We start from the raw sequence: 19,161 nt of genomic DNA, 5'->3' as shown, positions 1-19,161 counted from the left end.
ATCGCGTAAATTTGAGGAATGATCTCTCTGGCTTCCCTCCTGCGGGAACAATTTGTATTTACGCCGACGCCCGGCCAGGCTGCCCTTTTTGCGCGGCTTCAGGATTTTTTTGAGGACACCCACCAACCGCAACCGACTTTTCTGCTGCGCGGCTACGCCGGTACAGGCAAAACGTCGGTGATCAGCGCGCTGGTCCACACCCTCTACCGCCTCGACTACAAGGCCGAGCTGCTGGCACCGACCGGACGCGCCGCCAAGGTAATGTCCCAATACTCGGGGCGACGTGCCTACACGATTCACCGGCGCATCTACCACCAGCTGGCCGATCCTTACACCGGCAACATGGAGGTGAAGGTGCAGAAAAACTACCGGCAGCGGACGCTTTTCATTGTCGACGAGGCGTCGATGATCACGGACGATCCGGGCAGCGGCGAGTACGGCATTCTGATGGACCTGATTCGGTTTGTGTTCGAAAATCCCAACAACCGCCTAATGCTGGTCGGCGATACGGCCCAGCTGCCCCCGGTTGGCCAGCCGCTTTCGCCCGCGCTGGACCCGAAGCTGTTGCGCGAATCGTTCGGACTGTCGGTGTGGGAACACGAGCTGCAGGAAGTCACACGCCAGGCCGATCAGTCGGGTATTCTACTGAACGCCACCCAGTTGCGCCAGCAGATTCACCAGGAGGATTTTAAGTTGCAGTTTCGCACACGCGGCTTCCGTGATACGTTCCGGATGACGGGCGAAAAGCTGGAAGACGGCCTGCACTACGCCTACGACAAGTACGGCAAGGAAGGCACGGTGATCATCTGCCGCTCGAACAAAAACGCCTCGCTGTACAACGAACACATCCGCCGCCGCATCCTGCAACGCGAAACGGAGGTCGACGCGGGCGAGCACCTGATGATTGTGCGGAACAACTACCAGGCCCTCGGCGACGACGAAGCGGCGGGTTTCCTGGCCAACGGCGACTTTGTGGAAGTGCTGCGCGTCCGCAACACGGAAGAGATGCACGGGTTCCGGTTCGCGACGCTGCAACTGCGCCTCCCTGACTACCCCGACCAAACTACGTTCGAGTCGAAGGTGCTGCTGGACCTCCTCCACAACCAAAATGCGTCGCTCACCACGGAAGAGTACCGCCGCCTCTACGACAGCGTCCGCGCAGATTACGCCGATGCCAAAACGAAAAAGGAGTTCAAGGAGGCGATGAAGATCGACCCGTACCTGAACGCCCTCCAGGTAAAATTTGCCTACGCGCTCACCTGCCACAAATCGCAGGGCGGGCAGTGGCCCATCGTGTTCGTCGACCAGGGCTACCTGACGGAAGAGCGCATCGACCGCGAATACCTCCGCTGGCTCTACACGGCCGTGACCCGCGCCACCCACGAACTCTACTTCGTCAACTTCCACGAGCGCTTCTTCGAGAGCGGTGGAACAGCGAATTAGTGGAATGATGGATTAAGACATTCGTTAAGCGCCAACACAGAAGCCCTTCCAGCAGAACACGTGCTACTCTTCCCGTTCCGCGGCGCGGAGGGGTTCCCACCAGGGGGAAGTCGGTTCTTCCAGGGTGAGGCGTTGGCCGATGACCGGTGTCATCAGTTCCGTGAACCCACGCTCCCGGGCGGCGGCCGTCAGGCGTTCCACCGGATCGGTCCAGGGGTGAACGGCCAGCGCGAACGCGCCCCAGTGAATCGGCATCAGGCGCTTCCCACCCACATCCAGCCCGGCCTGCAGCGTCTGTTCCGGCATCATGTGGATGGCCTTCCACTTTTCGTTGTACTGCCCGCACTCCATCATCGCCAGGTCGAACGGCCCCAGCCGCTCCCCAATCTCCCTGAAATGGTCGCCGTAGCCACTGTCGCCACTGAAGTAGACGTTGGTGCGCTGCCCCCGGATGGCCCACGAGCCCCACAGGGTTTTGTTGCGGTCGGTCAGGCCCCGCCCCGAAAAGTGACGCGCCGGCGTGAGGGTGACCTGCAAGCCTGCGTACGCACGGGATTCCCACCAGTCCAATTCCGTAATTTTTTCGTCGGGAATGCCCCACCGCCGCAGATGCGACCCTACGCCCATCGGCACGAAAAAGTGTCCCGTCTTCTCTTTCAGGGCCATTACCGACGGGTAATCGAGGTGATCGTAATGGTCGTGCGAAAAGAAAATGGCATCGACTGGCGCGAGGCTGTCCAGCATCAAGGCCCGCTCGTACGGAAAGCGTTGCACGGAAAACGACACCGGCGAGGCGGCCGGTCCCAGCATCGGGTCCAGCAACAGTCGCTTGCCTTCCAGTTCTAACAAGATGGCCGAATGCCCGAACCACGTGAGGTACAGGGGCGCAGTCGGGACGGCCTCATGAGTTCCGGCTAGGCCCGGCCGGACAGGCAGCGGCACTTCGGGCACCGTATGCTGCGCCGTGAAAAACTCCCACAGACTTTCCAGTCCGCCCCGGAAGCCCAGGTCCATCCGGGTTTCAACCAGGTTGACGAACTGCCCGTCGGCGTAATGCGGCGAAGCCTGCACCCGTTCCAGGTACGGCCCGCGCGGCGATTCCCCGAACTGCGGCGCCAGGTTCACGAACAACGCCCCCCCAACCGCCGCCAGCAACACCAACAAAACCAGCAACCACAGCACTCGCTTTAACACTCGTTTCATACGAAAGACCACATGAATTTTTGAACCAGCAGGCGCACCGCCTTTGCAAGATTACACAGCAGCGACCAAAGTAAAGTCTACCGAAGAAACCCGACGGCGTGTTGGGGATTTTCCGACCTGACGGGTACTTTTAGGCATTTCTGAACGGGAACCCGACACGACACCTCGGCCGAACCGTTCAAGGCTTCATAACCTTTTCCATTCCCTGAGATGCTACAGAAATTCATACTTCCGCTCTTTCTGGCACTGGCATGGTGCGTCCAAGCCGCCACGGCCCAGACGACGATGACGCCCGAACTGCTCTGGCAACTGGGCCGCGTCAGTGGCGTGGGCCTGTCGGACGACGGACAACAGGTCGTCTACGCCGTTTCGACGCCCAACCTGGAGCAAAACAAAAGCGCCACGACGTACTACGCGCTTCCCCTCAAAGGCGGCACGCCGCAACCCGTGGCCAACCCCGCGACCCTGGTGCAAGATCGGAACGTCTCGCCCGACGGACGCTACACACTCACCACAAAAGAGGTATTGGTGAAGAAAGTGACGAGCGCCGAACTTTACCCCGACCTGCCCCAGGCCGATGCCTACGTGTTCGAAAGCCTGAATTACCGCCACTGGGACACGTGGGAGGACGGCAAATTCTCGCACCTGTTTCTCCACCCGATGCAAAACGGTCAGCCCGGCGAGGGCAAGGATATCATGCCCGGTGAGCCGTACGATACTCCCCAGCAACCGTTCGGCGGGGAGGAAGATTACACCTGGAGCCCTGACAGCAAAACCATTGTCTACGTGACCAAACGGGCCTACGGTACCGACTACGCCGTCAGCACCAACACCGACTTGTTCGCCTACGACGTGGCCACCGGCCAAACCCACAACCTGACCGAAACCATGAAAGGCTACGACGTGGCTCCGGCGTTTTCGACGCAGGGCGCGCTGGCGTGGCTGAGCATGAAACGCGACGGCTACGAATCGGACAAGAACGACCTGATGGTGCGCTCGGCCGAAGGAATTCCCCTCAACCTAACGCAGCAATGGGACGGCACGGTTAACTCGTTTCTCTGGAGCCAGGATGGCAAACGGATCTACTTCACCGCGCCGGTCGACGGCACCATTCAGTTGTTCCAGGTGGATTACCCCGGCCGCACCAAGAAGATGCCCGTGGTTGAGCAACTCACCGAAGGCGATTTCGACGTAAACGGCATCGTGGGGCAGTCGGGCAATACGCTGGTCGTGTCCCGCACGGACATGAACCACGCGGCGGAACTTTACACCGTCGACCTGAAAAAGGGGACGATGCAGCAACTGACGCACGTCAACGACGCCACCTACAGCCGACTGTCGCTCAGCAAGGTCGAGAAACGGATGGTGCCCACCACCGACGGACAACAAATGCTGGTCTGGGTGATCTACCCGCCCGACTTCGACGCTTCCAAAAAGTATCCGACGCTGCTTTACTGCCAGGGCGGTCCGCAGGCAGCGCTGACGCAGTTCTACTCCTACCGCTGGAATTTTCAATTGATGGCGGCCCAGGGCTACATCGTCGTCGCTCCGAACCGGCGCGGCATGCCCGGCCACGGTGTGGCGTGGAACGAACAGATCAGCGGCGACTGGGGCGGTCAGGTGATGCAGGATTACCTCTCGGCCATCGACGCGGTGGCGGAAGAACCGTTCGTCGACAAAGCGCGGCTGGGCTGCGTGGGGGCTAGTTTCGGCGGCTATTCGGTGTTTTACCTGGCGGGCATCCACGAGGGACGATTCCAATCCTTTATTGCGCACGATGGCGTCTTCGACCTGAAAAGCATGTACGGCACCACCGAGGAGCTCTGGTTCGTCAACTGGGATTTCGGTGGCCCCTACTGGACCCAGAACAACGCGGAGGTGCAGAAGACGTACGAGCAATTCGACCCGAGCAGTAGGGTCGCAAAGTGGGATACGCCGATCCTGATCGTGCAGGGCGGCAAAGACTACCGCGTGCCCATCGGGCAAGGCCTGGAAGCATTTCAGGCGGCGCAGTTGCAGGGCCTAAAGAGCAAGCTCCTCTATTTCACCGACGAAAACCATTGGGTGCTCAAAGCGCAAAACGCCCTCGTCTGGCAACGGGAATTCTTCAAATGGCTGGACGAAACGCTGTAGCGTAAACTAGCTTCACGCCTGTTTGTCATCTAAAGTTCCTCTTTGTCATCTCGAACAACGTGAGAGATCTTGTTCCAAAAGGCAGAAGATCTCTCCCGCTGGTCGAGATGACAGTTGGGTTGATGTGTCTTTTCTTGTGCGTGTGCATTTAGCAACAGAAGCCACCTGATCAACCGGATGAAGTACCTCCCGATCTTTTTTCTGCTTTTTATCTTGTTTGTGCAATGCAGCCAGCCGAAAAAGAAATTGACGGACGTAGTGAAAATCCATTCTCTAGCAAATGATGGAACGATTTCACAGACCGATACTCTATATTGGCAGACCACCCATCACGACGGGTACATCTCCACGAAATACGGGCAAAATCCGGACCCAAACCTGGACTTGGATACAGTCTTGATATTTTACGATTTCCGCCAGATGGTGGGAAATGATTCTAGCATAGAAATGTTTTCCGAATCGTGTCGAAAACTCGGCAGCGCAACCTATCCTAATCTAACAGGACAAGACTCTACCGCGGTTACCCTGTTTTTATATGACGACCCTGCCAGAATCGATGAAGAAATGATTTTCTTTTTTGACGAAGATCTGCGCCTGCTCATGACGTACGATTTGAACTGGAGATATGTATACGAACTTTATGAATACGATTCCACCTCGTTTCTGCTCTACCGACAGATTCTGGAAGATAGCCTCCACCGACCCCATTTGTCTGAATGGAAATGGAAAGGGCTGAAAGAAACGCTATCGGATCTCGACCTTGAGCAAACGCCCTGAGCATAGTCAGAAAACCAGTTGTCATCTCGCCCGCAGGGAGAGATCTGTTGCCCTTTGGAACGAGATTTTCCCTGCGGGCGAGATGACAGCAAGGGGCGAGATGACAGAAAGAGTTTTTTTACTTACCCCGCGCAATCGACCTGGTCGAGCGTTTCGGTGGTTTCCTCGCCACTGTCGCGGTCGAACATCGCGCCGTCGATTTCCACCTGGCCGGGGCGGGTGATCATGAGGCCCTCGTCGGTCAGCTCCATCGTAATTTCTTCCGTCTGGTTCTGCCCTTCAATCATGTAGTCATAAGTCGCCAGGATGGTGTTTCCTTCTTTACTGCCCCGAACGGACCCGCGCCGGGCGTCTTTTTCGGGCGGAAGCCAGTTGTATTCGCCGGTCACGTCCCCCCCCGCCAGCGTCAGGTGCACCTCCGTTCTCACGCCGTTGATTTCCTGTTCGAAGCACAGCGTCTCCTCGCGCATGGGCTCCATTTCGGTAGTGGTAGAATCGTAAGCGGCGGTCTCGTCGCGGGTTTCGGAGGATTGGCACCCGGCCAGCAGCACGAGGGCACAGGCGAAAGAAAGTAACGTTTTCATAAACAATAGCATTAGCGGAACAAACGCGCCCACACCTTTGCGCGCAGGCACAAAATTCTCCAAGGCTACGGCTTCCGGCTTCCAAAGGTTATGCTTACGCATCCGCAGCGGCCGACGTCACCCCCGATTCGGCTTGAATCACCCCGCTTTTTCCGATACCTTCGCCCCGACAGCCGTTCTTTTTGTTTTCCATTCCCGTCTATGAACCAACGCCTCTGCTTCCTGTTTCTGTTCTGTGGTTTTCTGCTGGGGGGATGCCAGCCCTCCGACGACCACAGCACCACAACCGATGCTGCCTCGTTTCAGGGCACCTGGCTGAACACCCGGGCCGACGCGCCGGAAGGCGTTGCCCGTCTGGAACTGACCCAAACCGGCGATTCGCTGCGCGGCACGTTCGAATACAAAACCTTCGACAGCAACGGTGTGCTGACCTCCAGCATCGGCGTTTCGTCCCTTCTCGGCACGGTGAAGGGCAACGGTGCTCAGGTCACGATTTATGACCCGAAAGGCCGGAAAGCTTCGGCCGCGCAACTCACCCTCGATGGGCAGACCCTCACGTTCCGGCGCACCGGTGCCCAGGTCAATTACCCCGACCAGTTTGTGGTCCGAAAGGATACCGCCCACGCAGCGGCTGCCGCACCGGATCTGGAACGCTTCAAAACCACCCCTGCGTTTTCGGAAGACGGCGTCGATTTCCGGGCCTCCGGCACCAACCCGGACTGGACCTTAGCGATCGATTTTCAGAAGATGATGCGGTTCGAGTCAGGCGACCTGACGCTCAACACCCCCGTCACCAAGCCCAGCCTGGCGCAGGACGCACCCGTTATCCGCTACGCGGCCCATACAGAACAGGGCACCTTGCAGGTCACCCTCCGACCCGAGCCGTGTGCGCAGCAAGGCAACGAATTGCCGTATCGGGTGACGGTCGCCGCCAAAACGGAAGCCATGTCGGGCGAACTGCAAGGCGAAGGCTGCGGCGAATACTTGGGTAACTACCGCCTGAACGGCAAATGGACGCTGGTGCAAGTGGGCGACACGAAGATCGATCCGGCCCAATTCCCGCAGGAAATTCCCTTTCTTGAGTTTCAGCTCACGCAGGGGACCGTCACCGGCCTGGCCGGCTGCAACCGCGTGCGTGGCCCGATCATCCTTCAGGGCGACCAACTGACCTTCGGGCCGTTGATGGGCACCAAAATGAGTTGCCCGAACATGGCCGTAGAACAAATCCTTACTTCGTTTCTTTCCGAACAGACCCATACGCTCCGTTTCGAAGCGAATCGCCTGGTGCTGGAAGGCACCCGGGGCAATCTCATCCTGACGCCCGCATCCTGATGAAAACACCGCTCCTGTTTCTGTTTCTCGCCTGGCACGTCGTGGCACGGGCGCAAACGCCTGCACAGCCGGGCCTCCAACCCGGCTTTGACCAGGAAGAGTACATCGAGTTGCTCAGGGCCTACTCGCGCTGGGGCGACTCCGTTTTTTACCACGGCATCGACGCGTCTACCCGCTACCAACCGGTGTACCGCTCGCCGGTAAACGGCCTGGAAAACGCATGGGAATTGTACCGCGATGCGACCCGCAATGTGGCGGTGGTGAGCATCCGGGGAACTACCGCCGATCCGGTCAGCTGGCTCGCCAATTTCTACGCGGCCATGGTCCCGGCGCGGGGGCAGTTGCAGCTGTCGGACGAACAGACGTTCGACTATACCCTGGCCGAACATCCGCAGGCGGCCGTGCACGTGGGGTGGCTGGTGGCGCTGGCGTCGATGGCGCCCGACATCCGCGCCAAGCTGGACTCGTGTTACCAGGCGGGTACGCGCGACATCATGCTAATGGGACACAGCCAGGGCGGTGCCATCACGTTTCTGCTCACGGCCTACCTGCATCACCTCCAGAAAGCCGGTGAACTGCCCGCCGACCTGCGGTTCAAGTCGTATTGCAGCGCCAGTCCCAAACCGGGTAACCTCTATTTTGCGTACGAGTACGAAGCTGCTACGGCAGGCGGGTGGTCGTCTACGGTGGTAAATTCGGCCGACTGGGTGCCCGAAGTGCCCATTTCCATTCAAACCCTGCACGACTTCAACCCCACCAATCCCTTCACCAACGCGCAGGCGAGCATCAAGCAACAGAAATTCCCCAACCGGGTCGCACTCAACTACGTCTACAAACAACTCACGAAACACACCCTTCGGGCGCAGAAACGTTACCAGAAGTACCTCGGAAAAATGGCGTCGAAGATGGTAGTCAAACAATTGCCCGGCTTTCAGGTGCCGAAGTATTACGATTCCAACCACTACGTGCGCACGGGTCCCTACGTCGTGCTGCTGGCCAACGGCCCTTACCTGAACGAGTTTCCCGACAGCGACACTACCGTTTTTATCCACCACATGCTGCAATCGTACCTGTGGCTGGCGCAACGGATGGAGGTAACGTCGGGCGGACCGTCGTCCGATTTGCAGGGAAGCTGGCAACTGGACTACCTCTCGGGCATTCGTATTGCGTTCGAGGGGCTGTACCCGGACGCCAGGCCCGTGCTGATGCTCGACCCCGAAAACCAGTTGGTGAACGGCAACAGCAGTTGCAATGCCTTTACGGCACAGGCCGAATTTGCCGGCACGTCGCTGACCATCCACAAACCGATGGCCGCCACGATGCGTGCCTGCCCGGGCGAAGGCGAAATGCGCTTCTTTCAGATGCTGGAGCAAGTAAACCGGTATGCCCTGACCGGCCGCAACACGCTCGAATTGTACGCAAACGACGTTCCCGTTATGCGTTTCACAAAACTTCGCTAGAGGCCCCTACGCCCCTGGCACACAAAACTTTGGAAAAACTCGCCGGGCGGTGTTTGTTTTTCAAAACTTATGCTCAAATTAACGACGCATTCCGGACCGACGCAGGACCACTCCTCCGCTTCGCGCATGCATACACGCGACTCTCTTTCCAGCTACTACCACGGCCGTGCAGGGCAGTAGTAGTACCTCTCAGCAATACGCTGTTGTTTCTGTCAAGTATGTTTCATCCTAATCTGATTACTGTATGTTGAAAGAGTTCAAGGAGTTTGCCATGCGTGGCAACGTCATGGATCTGGCGGTAGGTGTCATCATTGGTGCAGCCTTTGGTGCCATCGTCAAGTCGGCCGTCGATGACCTGATTATGCCCCTGGTCGGAAAAATTATCGGCAATGTAGATTTCAGCAACCTCTACGTGCCTTTGTCAGACGACATCACGCCCGGGTTGCCCCTGGCCGAAGCCAAAGCCCTGGGACCGGTCTTTGCGTATGGCAATTTCTTGTCTGTGCTGATCAACTTCATCTTTCTGGCGTTCGTCATCTTCCTGATGGTGAAAGGCATGAACAGCCTGAAACGGAAGAAAGCCGAAGCGCCTTCTGTGCCGCCGGCGCCAACCAAAGAAGAAGTGCTCCTGACGGAGATGCGCGACGCCCTGCGTCAGATTGCCGCCAAGTAAATGAACACACCTTAAAAAAAGGGGGACGCTCGTTAACGAATGAGCGTCCCCCTTTTGCGTGTTGTAGTCTGTGTCCCGATAGGGCCTCAACGGCTCCTGGTGTACGCCTGCGTGGTCAGGTAATACTTCGTGATCATGTTCTGTTTCTCCCAGGCAGGAATTTTTCCGTCGGCGAGGTACTGCAGAAAATCTTCCGTCACCTGCGAAAAGTGGGCTTCGTGCCCGACCTTAAACTCGTCGGGAATCTTGACCTCCCACCCTTCCGGCGTTTCGGCCATCGCCACCCCGGGGTACTGCTGCCCGATGCGCGCCAACGCCTGTTGTAACGCCGCGCCGATCGCCGCACGGTCCTGTCCCGCTACCGGCTCCACGTAAAGCGTCGGCTGGTAGTTCTGCGGCTGGTCCTGCCGGATCACGAGGTTGGCCTTAGTCCCCCGCATGATGGAGTAGTGCGTATCGGCCGCGCCCTCGGGGGCCTGGAAATTCCAGATGACCGACACTTTACCGTGCACGCCCCGCACGGTGAACACAAACTCGCCGTTGGCATGGGTACTCAGGCTGCCGCTTTCGTTCACGTGCGGTTGCAGAAAATCGGGGAAAGTCGCCACGCCGGTTGCCGTCTCGAACTGCCGGGGCGAAAGCTCGGTCGCCCAGCGGCGGGCCGACAGCACCTGCACTTCGCTCGTATCGATGCCCTGTTCGGGAAAACATTCCCACAGAATCAGGTCGACCAGGTGAGTCGAGACGTCCACGATACCGGCCCCTTGCTGGTCGGCATCGAAAAACCACGCCGGACGAATCAAGGGTTTACCCGCCACCATCTTATAAAAGTGGTGGACGCTCTCTTTCGAAATGGCGGGTTCCTGAGGCGTTCCCTTCACCAGCTCGCCAAACACCTCCGGAAAACCGGCCAGTTCTTTTTGCAACATCGTCGAGATTTCGTGCCGCTCGGTCATGATGTCGTAGATCAGCACGCCCCGCTCGTCGGCCTTGCGGAAGGCGTCCAGCAGACGCGGGTAGTCGGCCGGTTGGATCACCATCGGCTTGTCGGCCAGCACGTTCAGCCCTTCGTTGACCGCCGCGTTGATGTAGTCGGTTTTCTTCGCGTTGTTGCCCGACAGCACCACCACATTGCCCGGTTTCTGTTTCAGCATCTGTTCCAGAAAATCGGGACCGGTGTAGACCTTTTCTACCCAATGCGTCGGGTCCTCGGCCCGCGTGTTGAACTGCTCGATGCGCGCCAGGTGCATCTGCAGGTCTTCCCCCTCCGGCGCGTAGACGTGCACGACCGAGTCAACCTGTGGATAGTCGTATTTCTGCACCAGTGCGGCGTGGAAATGGCCGGGGTCGAGGGTCATCAGCCGTACGTCGGCCGTTTGGGAGGCGGAGTCGGCCGCGGCACGCGTCCGTTCAGACGAAGAAGAGGAACAGCCCGCGACACACACCGCAAGGGGCATCAGAAGCAATGCAGAATAAAATGAGTTGTACATCAGAACAAAGAAAGGTTATCGCGCAAAAGTAGCCCCCAGGCCCGTCTCGCTCGAACGCCGCAGGGCCGGAATGTGGTGGATGCCGTATGGATAACGCTGCGGCAGGGCCAGCATGGCGTTGGCTTCGTCGTCATTTTTGAAGCGCTCGTTCAGCGGGTCCCAGTACAGCTTCCGGGGCAGTTGCATGGCGATGTGCGCCACCAGACAGGCGCTGCACGAACGGTGGGCGATTTCGGCCGGGGCCACGGTCTGCCGACGGCTTTTGATGCAGTCGAGCCAGTTGCCGTGCTGTTCGGAACTTTCGTACAGGTGAATTTCGTCGGGGCCGATTTCCGATTTCAGGATCTTCGGATCGCTGGCCTGAAACGCTTCGGAGTTGCCGCTCGGTTTGGTCGGGTCGCTGGCCGTGACGCCCACGTCGCCCCGCGAGACGAAAATCCAGCCTTCTGACCCTTCGAACCGCACGCCGTTGGGGTACGATCCGCTGATGAGCATCGTGACGCCGTTGGCGTATTTGGCCGTGACGTTGAAGTCGCCGTGGACCGTCCAGAGGCCCGACTTCGGAAAGTCGGCTTCCGCTTCCACCTCGATCGGACCGGTGTATTCCGTGCCCATGCCCCAGTGGGCCGTGTCGACGTGGTGCGCGCCCCATCCGGTGATCATCCCCGCCCCGAACTGCCGGCAACGCAACCAGCCTGGCCGGGAGAAATCGGCCTGCGGATGGACGCGCTCTTCCGTATAATAGACGTAGGGCGTGGAACCCAGCCACATGTCGTAATTCAGGTTGCCGGGGATGGGCATTTCCTGCGTACTGCCGCCGGGCGGGTCGCCGGGCAACCCGATCTTAACGGTATGAAGCTCGCCGATGCGGCCGTTGCGCACCAGCTCGCAGGCGCGTTTGAACTGCGGCCACGGTTTGACGGACCGCTGCTGGCTGCCGATCTGAAACACCCGCCCCGTTTTGTGCAGGATGTCGCTCATCATCCGCCCCTCTTCCACCGTCAGCGACGCGGGTTTCTGTAGGTAAATGTCTTTTCCCGCCAGGGCCGCCTCAATGGCCGGCTGGGCGTGCCAGTGGTCGGGCGTGCTGATAATCACCGCGTCGATGTCGGGGTTTTGGAGCATCTCCCGGTAGTCGTCGTACATCTGCACGTCGACGTAGTTTTTCTTGCCCTTTTTCTGGTTGTACCACCCTTCGATGAACTCCTTCCCTTTCCGCTTGCGCTTGCGGTCCAGGTCGCTCACCGCCATCACCCGGGCCACGTCGTAGTTCAGGGTTTCGGGCAGGTCGTGTCCCTGCGCAATCCGCCCGAAGCCGATCTGCCCGATGTTTATTTTGTTGCTGGGGGCGTTCTTGCCAAAAACCGTCGAGGGCACAATGGTCGGTACAAAAATGGCCCCCGCTGCGCCTAGCAGCGACGTCTTGAGGTACGCGCGGCGCGTCAGGCCGTTGGTGGAAGAGGTAGGTTGGTCTTTCATATCAACAAGGTGAAAATCCGTTTGGGAAGAAGTTATGGCGTTATGAGTGTTGCGTTAAAAGTTGAAGGGTTGAAGTTCTACGTGCGATGGAACACCTGACTAGTGCGCTCAGCCGCTAAAGGATGAAATGCCCTCTCCACTTCACAATCCAGACTTCACACGTCACTTCCTCTGCACCCGCCCCGCTTCACACGTTACCATCGGCGTACTGCTGCCTGCGCTCTGCGCCCATTCCCTCAATCACGCATTAGTGATTCACGTTGCTTCACAAGGGCTACTTTCCCGGAAACTATACTCAGTGCATTCTTTTCAGGGGGTAGCCGCTTTGTCCGCCGCCCATTGGATGCCGCCCAGGATGTGACGCAGCAGCATCGGGTCCTGGTACTGTTCCGGCCGGTGTCCGAGGGCCGTGTACCACTGCCGCCCGCCGTCGAACGCATGATACCAGGCGAGGGGGCACAGCCCACCGAACACGTCGCCGGGGTACTCTCCTTTTTGATCGTCCGTTACCGTCGACAGGTCGGCGGCCAGCAGTACGTGCATATCGGGATTCAGAAATTTCAGGTAGTAGCACTCGTCGTCCTTCACCGGCCAGACGTCCGGCAGAAAGTCGGTGGACGGATGCGTGCGGTCCAGCACCTTCACGTCGAAGTCCTGGCGCTCAGGATGGCGGAAAAAGCGGCCGCCCAGCATCTGCGCAAACCAGGGCCACTGCCGCTCCGAGCCGCTGGTCGAGTGCAGTCCGACAAAGCCGCCCCCCTGCCGGATGTAGCGTTGAAAGGCGTCCTTTTGTGCCTGGGTCGTAAAGGTTTCGTTGTTGGTATTGGAAAAGATCAGGACGGCGTACCGCCGCAGGTTGTGGTCGGTGAAGACGGCGGGATCGTCCGATGCATCCACCGCAAATCCGTGTGTTTTGCCCAGCCCGCGGATGGCCTCCACACTGGCCGCCCGGTTTTCGTGCACGTAGCCTTCGCCGTTGCGGGTGTACACCAGAACGCGGAAGGAAGCGGGCGTTTGCGCCACGGCGACAGCGCTCGCCAGCCACAGCAGCAGGCCCCACAACGGGACCCAACGGAGGGAGAAGTTCGGCATGGTGGTTAGTAGATCGGTCCTAAAAGTAAGCGAAAGCCGTCGGAACTCGCAACCGATTGCATAAAATATGCTTTGGTCGAGCGAAGCACTAGCGGTAAACACTTCTTCACCGCACCCGTTATGGAAGTATGAAAATTCTTCTGACGGGTGCCAACGGTTACATCGGGCAGCGGCTGTTGCCGGTGCTGGTGGAACAAGAACACGAGATTTATTGCCTGGTGCGCGACCGGCGGCGGCTGAACGCGCCCGACCGCGTGCTGGAGCGGGTCAAGATTGTGGAGGCGGATCTTTTGGAACCGCTTGACACCGACACGCTTCCCCACGAGATCGACGTGGCCTACTACCTGGTGCATTCCATGTCGGGGTCGAGCAGTTTTGAGGAGAAAGAGGCCAAAACGGCGCAGCACTTCGCCGACTACATCGCCACCACCACCACCCAACAGGTGATTTACCTGGGCGGCATCGTGAACGACAAGGCCCTCTCGCCGCACCTGCGGTCGCGGTTGCAGGTCGAGGAGATCTTGCGGAGCAGCGGGCGGCCCGTCACGGTACTGCGGGCAGGCATCATCGTCGGGTCAGGGTCGGCTTCGTTCGAAATCATCCGCGATCTGGTCGAAAAATTGCCCGTGATGGTCGCGCCCCGGTGGGTCAACACGCGCTGCCAGCCCATCGCCATCCGCAACGTGATCGGGTACCTGGAGGGCGTGCTGCTGAAAAAAGAGGCGATGGGCAAAACGTTCGACATCGGCGGGCCCGACATCCTGACTTACCGGCAGATGATCCTGCAATTTGCACACGTGCGGGGGTACGACCGGTTGCTGATTCCGGTGCCCTTCCTCTCGCCACGCCTTTCGTCCATGTGGCTCTACTTCGTAACCGCCACGTCGTTCCAACTCGCCAAAAACCTGGTCGACAGCCTGAAGGCCGAGGTGGTCTGCCAGCTGACGGGCATCGAAGACATTGTCCCGCAGGAGTTGATTCCTTACGAAGAAGCCGTGCGGCTGGCCTTCGATAAAATCCGCCAGAACATGGTGCTGTCGAGTTGGACCGATTCGCTGACCCGCAGCCACCTCCCCTTTACCCTGCTCGACTACGTGGAAGTGCCGCGCCACGGCTGCCTGCACGACACGCGCGAAATTGAGCTAACGCGCTCGCCACAGGAAGTGATGACCAACGTCTGGACCATCGGCGGCAAGCGCGGCTGGTATTTCGGCAACGTGCTCTGGAGAATCCGGGGCTACCTCGACAAACTGGTGGGCGGCGTGGGCCTGCGACGCGGCCGCCGCAGCCCGTTCGACCTCCGCTCGGGCGATGCGCTCGATTTCTGGCGGGTGCTGGTGGCCGACAAAGAAAAGCGACGGCTGCTGTTGTATGCCGAGATGAAACTGCCGGGCGATGCGTGGCTGGAATTCAAGATGGAAAAGCGCGACCACGACAGCTGGGTGCTGAAACAGACCGCGACGTTTCGGCCACGGGGGCTCTGGGGGCGGCTCTACTGGTACCTGCTGGTGCCGGCGCACGAGCTGATTTTCGGGCAAATGCTTTACCGCATTGCTACCTACCCGCCTCCCACGCTACAGACACCGGGTGAAGGGTCGGCACCGCGTTCGGTACCTGCGCCAGATCGGGCAACCACACCGTAAAGACGGTCGTTTCGCCGGGCGTCGAGGTAGCCGAAATATGCCCCCCTACCTTCTGAACCGCCTCGCGGGCAATGTAGAGGCCCAGCCCGGCACCTGCGTTTTTGGTATGGGCCCGGTAAAACATGTCGAAAATGCTGCCCAGGTGTTCCGGCGCAATACCGATGCCGTTGTCGATGACCTGCAAGCTCATGCCTTTGTCTTCCGGATACGCCCGAATCCGCACCCACGAATACGCCCGGTTGGGATCGTAAAACCGAAGGGCGTTCGAAACGAGGCAATTCAACACCAGCAGCAACCGCTGGCGGTCGATGTGCACCTTCGGCAGATCGTGCGGCATATCCAGTAAAATGGAGGGTTGCGCTTCGTCGAACTCCTTGTGGTGCAGTCGCTCCAGCACCTGCGCGACTTCCTGACGCACGTCGATCGGCTCCACGATCAGCTCGGAGCGGTTGTTACGCGAGTACTCGACGATTTCCTTGATCACCCCGTCGATCTTCATCAGGCTTTTTTCTTTCAACAGCAGACACTCCCTGATTTTTTGCGGGTCGGATTCCAGCTTGAGCAGTTGTACCAACCCCATCATGGACGTAATCGGGGCGCGCAGGTCGTGCGACGCGCTATAGACAAAGCGGTCCAGCTCTTCATTGGCTTTTTTCAGTTGTTCGTTGCGCAGCCGCAGGGCATTCTGTTCGGCATCGTAATAGTACTTGAGCATGCCGGTGGCAATGCCCGTAAACGTCATGCACAGCAGCAGCACCGTGGCCTGATCGATTTTATGCAGCTCTTCTGTGTTGTAAGGTGTGACCCACTCCGGATGCAGAAACTCCAGCACGGTAAGCACCACGACGCTCCCCATCATCAGCCCCACAAACGGGAGGTGTTCTTTCCGGCCAACCAGCGTGACGTAGATAACCAGCACGGCAATGACGCCCAGCGGTGTGGACCCCAGCAACCCGCCCGACCAAAACCAGCCGACGATCAGAAACGACAGAAGGAAGACCCGAAACCAGGCCGTGTGGTACACCTTGACTCCCCGGAACCGGTGGAGGTAGTAGAACAGGAGAAACGCCACCCCACTAGCCCCCATCACTACACTCACCTCGTTCAGGCCCATGTAAAAATTGAGCGGAGCCAGGGCCAGCATAATCCCTCCTGCCAGCAGGGAACAGAGATTGAACAAACGCGCCGCTACGGTTCGGTCGGTCGGCCGATGGTCTTGCACAAGCCAACGAACAGCGGCTTTCAGCGGAGAAAGAGAGGTGAGAGGGTCCGAGAATGGCACGCGTCAGATGAAAATTTGCTCAATATAACCATATCTTCATTTGTTCAAACACAAATGCCCCCGTTCCCAATAGAGGGGACTCCACCTAAAAAAATGTACATTTATGTGAGCACAATTTATCCTTCGACAAGAAGCTCGAAAATTCTGATTCAACAACGCTGCGCTAAAATTCGATTTCCCGGGCCACCGCGTTTCCTGAAAAGACAGGCCTCTTCACCTCGCCAATTTTATCGACTTCGTCGCTGGCTTTTCTGCCTAAAAGGGTTAAACTGCGAGCCGGCGATGCGGTGGGGCCACATGGCAATCGGGTTTCCCTTCCCGGGGATTTGTCAAAGGACAAAGCAATTCGCTCCGCGCTGCCGCGTTCCCTAAGTAGCGGGTAGAGGTGATGAATGCGCTGCAACCGCAGCGGGCGAAGTGCAACGACGGGGTACTGCCGCAACGCCTGCCCTGATCCGAATCCAAAGCCATGTCTCCGATGCGAACCCTTCTTTTTACACTCTTTTTTCTGGCAGCCGGTTGGGCGCACGCTCAAAAGGCAAGCCCGACCACAACCGGCACGCCCCACCAGGAAGTGATGCTCTGGCCCGACGGCGCACCGGGCGCCAAAGGCTACGAAGCCAAAGATCAACCCAACCTGACGGTGTTTCTGCCGCCGGCCGACCGCGCGACCGGGGCCGCAGTTGTGGTGTGTCCGGGCGGGGGGTATCATCACCTGGCCATGGAAAAAGAAGGCTTTCACGTGGCCGAGTGGCTGAACTCGCTGGGCGTGGCTGCGTTTGTGCTGAAGTACCGTCTGGGAAGCGACGAAGCGGGCGGGTATCGCCACCCGGCCATGCTGCAAGATGCGCAGCGGGCCATCCGCACCGTGCGCCGCCGGGCCAAGGAGTACAGCATCGACCCGAAGCGGGTCGGCATCATGGGTTTTTCAGCGGGTGGTCACCTGGCCGCAACGGCAGGCACGCACTACGACGCCGGCAACGCTGATGCCAAAGACCGCATCGAGCGCCTGAGCAGTCGCCCCGACTTTATGGTGTTGATCTATCCGGTCATCACCCTCGAACAGAGCTTTACCCACGCCGGCTCGCGCCATTACCTGCTGGGCGACCATCCGGAGGCGTCGCTGGTGCACAGCCTGTCGAACGAGACTCAGGTAGATTCGCTGACGCCGCCTGCGTTTCTGGTACACGCCAACGACGACCAGTCGGTGCCGCCCCAAAACTCCGTGTATTTTTACCTGGCGCTGAAAGAAGCGGGGGTTTCGGCCGAGCTGCATCTGTACGACCACGGCGGACACGGCTTCGGCATGGCCGATGGTGCTTCCTACAGCACGGGACAGACCCTCAACGACCCGATGCTGCACTCCTGGACGCGGCGCTGCGCCGACTGGCTCCAGCATCAGGGCTGGCTGGGCGAAAAAAAGAGCCAACCGAAATAACGGCTGGCTCCCATCTATCCAAACTGTACATCTGTACTGTATACTCGCTTCCGGCCTCCCTTTTTGCCGAAAAGCTTTACCAGGAGGGGTGGTACAGAAGCAAGATCTTCAAAAGATTTCATTTAAAACTACTGTACTCTACTGTCCTTCTTCCGTACAGTACACCGGCTCCACAGGGCTCCGTTGCGTTTTGTACCTTTCCGGAAACCTACTTTTCAACCTAAATCTGATTACGCCGTGGAAGCTACGCTGCTCTACAAAACCGACACGAAACTGGGCGAAGGCCCCGTCTGGAACGAACGCCGCCAACTGCTGTCCTGGCTCGACATCCTGAACGGTCGCTTGCACGAGTACAACCCCGTTACCGGCGAAAACCATACGCACACGCTGGGAATGTACATCGGCGCCTCGGTCCTGCGCCCGGGCGGGAACGGCTACGTACTGGCCACTTACGAGGGTTTTATTTTCTACGACCCGGAAGCCCTGACCTGCACGCCCATTGTCAATCCCAAAGCCCACCAGCCCCGGCACCGTTTCAACGACGGCAAGTGCGATCCGTCCGGTCGGTTCTGGGCCGGTACGATGGAACTGATGCCCATCCATCCGACGGGCGCCCTCTACTGCCTGGAACCCGACGGCACGCTCATCCGAAAATTGGAAGGACTCACCTGCTCGAACGGCCTCGCCTGGTCGCCCGCCCGCAGCGAAATGTACTTCATCGATTCCCCAACCTTACAGGTGCAATGTTTCGATTATGACGACGCTACCGGCGACATCGCGTTCAAACGAACGGCCGTCACGTTCGACGCGGACGAAGGATTTCCTGATGGCATGACGATCGACGCGGAGGGCAACCTTTGGGTGGCGATGTACGGCGGCGGGCAGGTATTCTGCCACGATCCGGTTTCTGGCAAGCGCCTGGCCACGGTGAAGGTTCCTACGCCGCAGACCACCTGTCCCACGTTTGGCGGCCCCAACCTCGACATTCTCTACATCACCACGGGAGCCGAAGGTATGCACGACGAGGAAGATCCGCTGGCCGGTGGCCTGTTTGCCGTGGAGCCGGGCGTAAAAGGCGTGTTGCCCGATCGGTTCGGGACCTAGCCCGGCTTGCTGCCCCTTCCCCAAAACA

At 59.0% G+C, this 19,161-nt stretch carries 15 protein-coding genes; 9 read left to right on the top strand and 6 right to left on the bottom strand.

Features of this window, described 5'->3' with window-relative positions; all coding sequences use genetic code 11:
- The first annotated feature begins 18 nt into the window (after positions 1-18).
- Positions 19-1,443, top strand: coding sequence for an ATP-dependent DNA helicase (locus BLR44_RS15630; RefSeq protein ID WP_089683634.1), 1,425 nt, complete (start codon positions 19-21; stop codon positions 1,441-1,443).
- 63 nt (positions 1,444-1,506) lie between these two features.
- On the opposite strand, the gene BLR44_RS15625 is transcribed toward BLR44_RS15630, so the two are convergent.
- Complete coding sequence (locus BLR44_RS15625; RefSeq protein ID WP_089683632.1) at positions 1,507-2,646, bottom strand: MBL fold metallo-hydrolase; 1,140 nt, start codon at positions 2,644-2,646, stop codon at positions 1,507-1,509.
- Positions 2,647-2,856: 210 nt separating this feature from the next.
- On the opposite strand from BLR44_RS15625, the gene BLR44_RS15620 reads away from it, so the two are divergent.
- A complete protein-coding gene (locus BLR44_RS15620) occupies positions 2,857-4,779 on the top strand; it encodes a S9 family peptidase (protein WP_089683630.1) in 1,923 nt (640 codons plus the stop codon).
- A gap of 177 nt (positions 4,780-4,956) precedes the next feature.
- A complete protein-coding gene (locus BLR44_RS15615) occupies positions 4,957-5,556 on the top strand; it encodes a hypothetical protein (RefSeq protein WP_089683628.1) in 600 nt (199 codons plus the stop codon).
- A gap of 122 nt (positions 5,557-5,678) precedes the next feature.
- Here the strand turns inward: BLR44_RS15615 and BLR44_RS15610 are convergent, their stop codons facing one another.
- On the bottom strand, positions 5,679-6,140 hold the full coding sequence (locus tag BLR44_RS15610) for a hypothetical protein (protein ID WP_143017317.1): 462 nt from the start codon (positions 6,138-6,140) through the stop codon (positions 5,679-5,681).
- Between the two features lie 201 nt (positions 6,141-6,341).
- Here BLR44_RS15610 and BLR44_RS15605 point away from each other — a divergent pair, with 201 nt between their 5' ends.
- The 3 genes from BLR44_RS15605 (at position 6,342) to mscL (ending at position 9,605) form a co-directional block, all read left to right on the top strand.
- Entirely contained in the window at positions 6,342-7,472 is a 1,131-nt protein-coding gene (locus tag BLR44_RS15605) for an META domain-containing protein (protein ID WP_176956074.1), read from the top strand.
- Positions 7,472-8,932: a lipase family protein gene (locus BLR44_RS15600; protein WP_089683622.1), complete on the top strand. Its 1,461-nt coding sequence runs from the start codon at positions 7,472-7,474 to the stop codon at positions 8,930-8,932. The genes BLR44_RS15605 and BLR44_RS15600 overlap by 1 nt, the downstream gene beginning before the upstream one ends.
- 244 nt (positions 8,933-9,176) lie before the next feature.
- Positions 9,177-9,605 (top strand): large conductance mechanosensitive channel protein MscL, encoded by a 429-nt coding sequence (gene mscL, locus BLR44_RS15595; RefSeq protein ID WP_089683619.1) that lies wholly within the window; start codon positions 9,177-9,179, stop codon positions 9,603-9,605.
- 86 nt (positions 9,606-9,691) lie between these two features.
- Here mscL and BLR44_RS15590 read toward each other — a convergent pair whose 3' ends face one another.
- From BLR44_RS15590 to BLR44_RS15580, 3 genes are all read right to left on the bottom strand, one after another.
- Positions 9,692-11,095, bottom strand: a complete 1,404-nt coding sequence (locus BLR44_RS15590; RefSeq protein ID WP_089683617.1) for a putative oxidoreductase C-terminal domain-containing protein — start codon at positions 11,093-11,095, stop codon at positions 9,692-9,694.
- Between the two features lie 15 nt (positions 11,096-11,110).
- Positions 11,111-12,574: a Gfo/Idh/MocA family protein gene (locus BLR44_RS15585; RefSeq protein ID WP_089683615.1), complete on the bottom strand. Its 1,464-nt coding sequence runs from the start codon at positions 12,572-12,574 to the stop codon at positions 11,111-11,113.
- A 309-nt stretch (positions 12,575-12,883) separates the two neighbouring features.
- Entirely contained in the window at positions 12,884-13,666 is a 783-nt protein-coding gene (locus BLR44_RS15580; RefSeq protein ID WP_089683613.1) for a ThuA domain-containing protein, read from the bottom strand.
- Positions 13,667-13,794: 128 nt separating this feature from the next.
- Between BLR44_RS15580 and BLR44_RS15575 the strand changes: the two genes are divergently transcribed.
- Complete coding sequence (locus BLR44_RS15575) at positions 13,795-15,309, top strand: SDR family oxidoreductase (RefSeq protein ID WP_089683611.1); 1,515 nt, start codon at positions 13,795-13,797, stop codon at positions 15,307-15,309.
- Here the strand turns inward: BLR44_RS15575 and BLR44_RS15570 are convergent.
- Positions 15,221-16,531, bottom strand: coding sequence for a sensor histidine kinase (locus tag BLR44_RS15570; RefSeq protein WP_089683610.1), 1,311 nt, complete (start codon positions 16,529-16,531; stop codon positions 15,221-15,223). The genes BLR44_RS15575 and BLR44_RS15570 overlap by 89 nt on opposite strands.
- 538 nt (positions 16,532-17,069) lie before the next feature.
- On the opposite strand from BLR44_RS15570, the gene BLR44_RS15565 reads away from it, so the two are divergent.
- A complete protein-coding gene (locus tag BLR44_RS15565; RefSeq protein WP_218127096.1) occupies positions 17,070-18,029 on the top strand; it encodes an alpha/beta hydrolase in 960 nt (319 codons plus the stop codon).
- 237 nt (positions 18,030-18,266) lie between these two features.
- Positions 18,267-19,133 carry an SMP-30/gluconolactonase/LRE family protein gene (locus BLR44_RS15560; RefSeq protein WP_089683606.1) on the top strand — a complete coding sequence of 289 codons (867 nt, stop codon included), beginning with the start codon at positions 18,267-18,269 and terminating at the stop codon, positions 19,131-19,133.
- The last annotated feature ends 28 nt before the right edge of the window (positions 19,134-19,161 follow it).

The organism is Catalinimonas alkaloidigena (genome assembly GCF_900100765.1).
Taxonomy (GTDB): domain Bacteria; phylum Bacteroidota; class Bacteroidia; order Cytophagales; family Flexibacteraceae; genus Mooreia; species Mooreia alkaloidigena.
The sequence above is the reverse complement of the archived record's forward strand: the minus strand, read 5'-3'. Positions and strand labels throughout refer to the sequence as shown.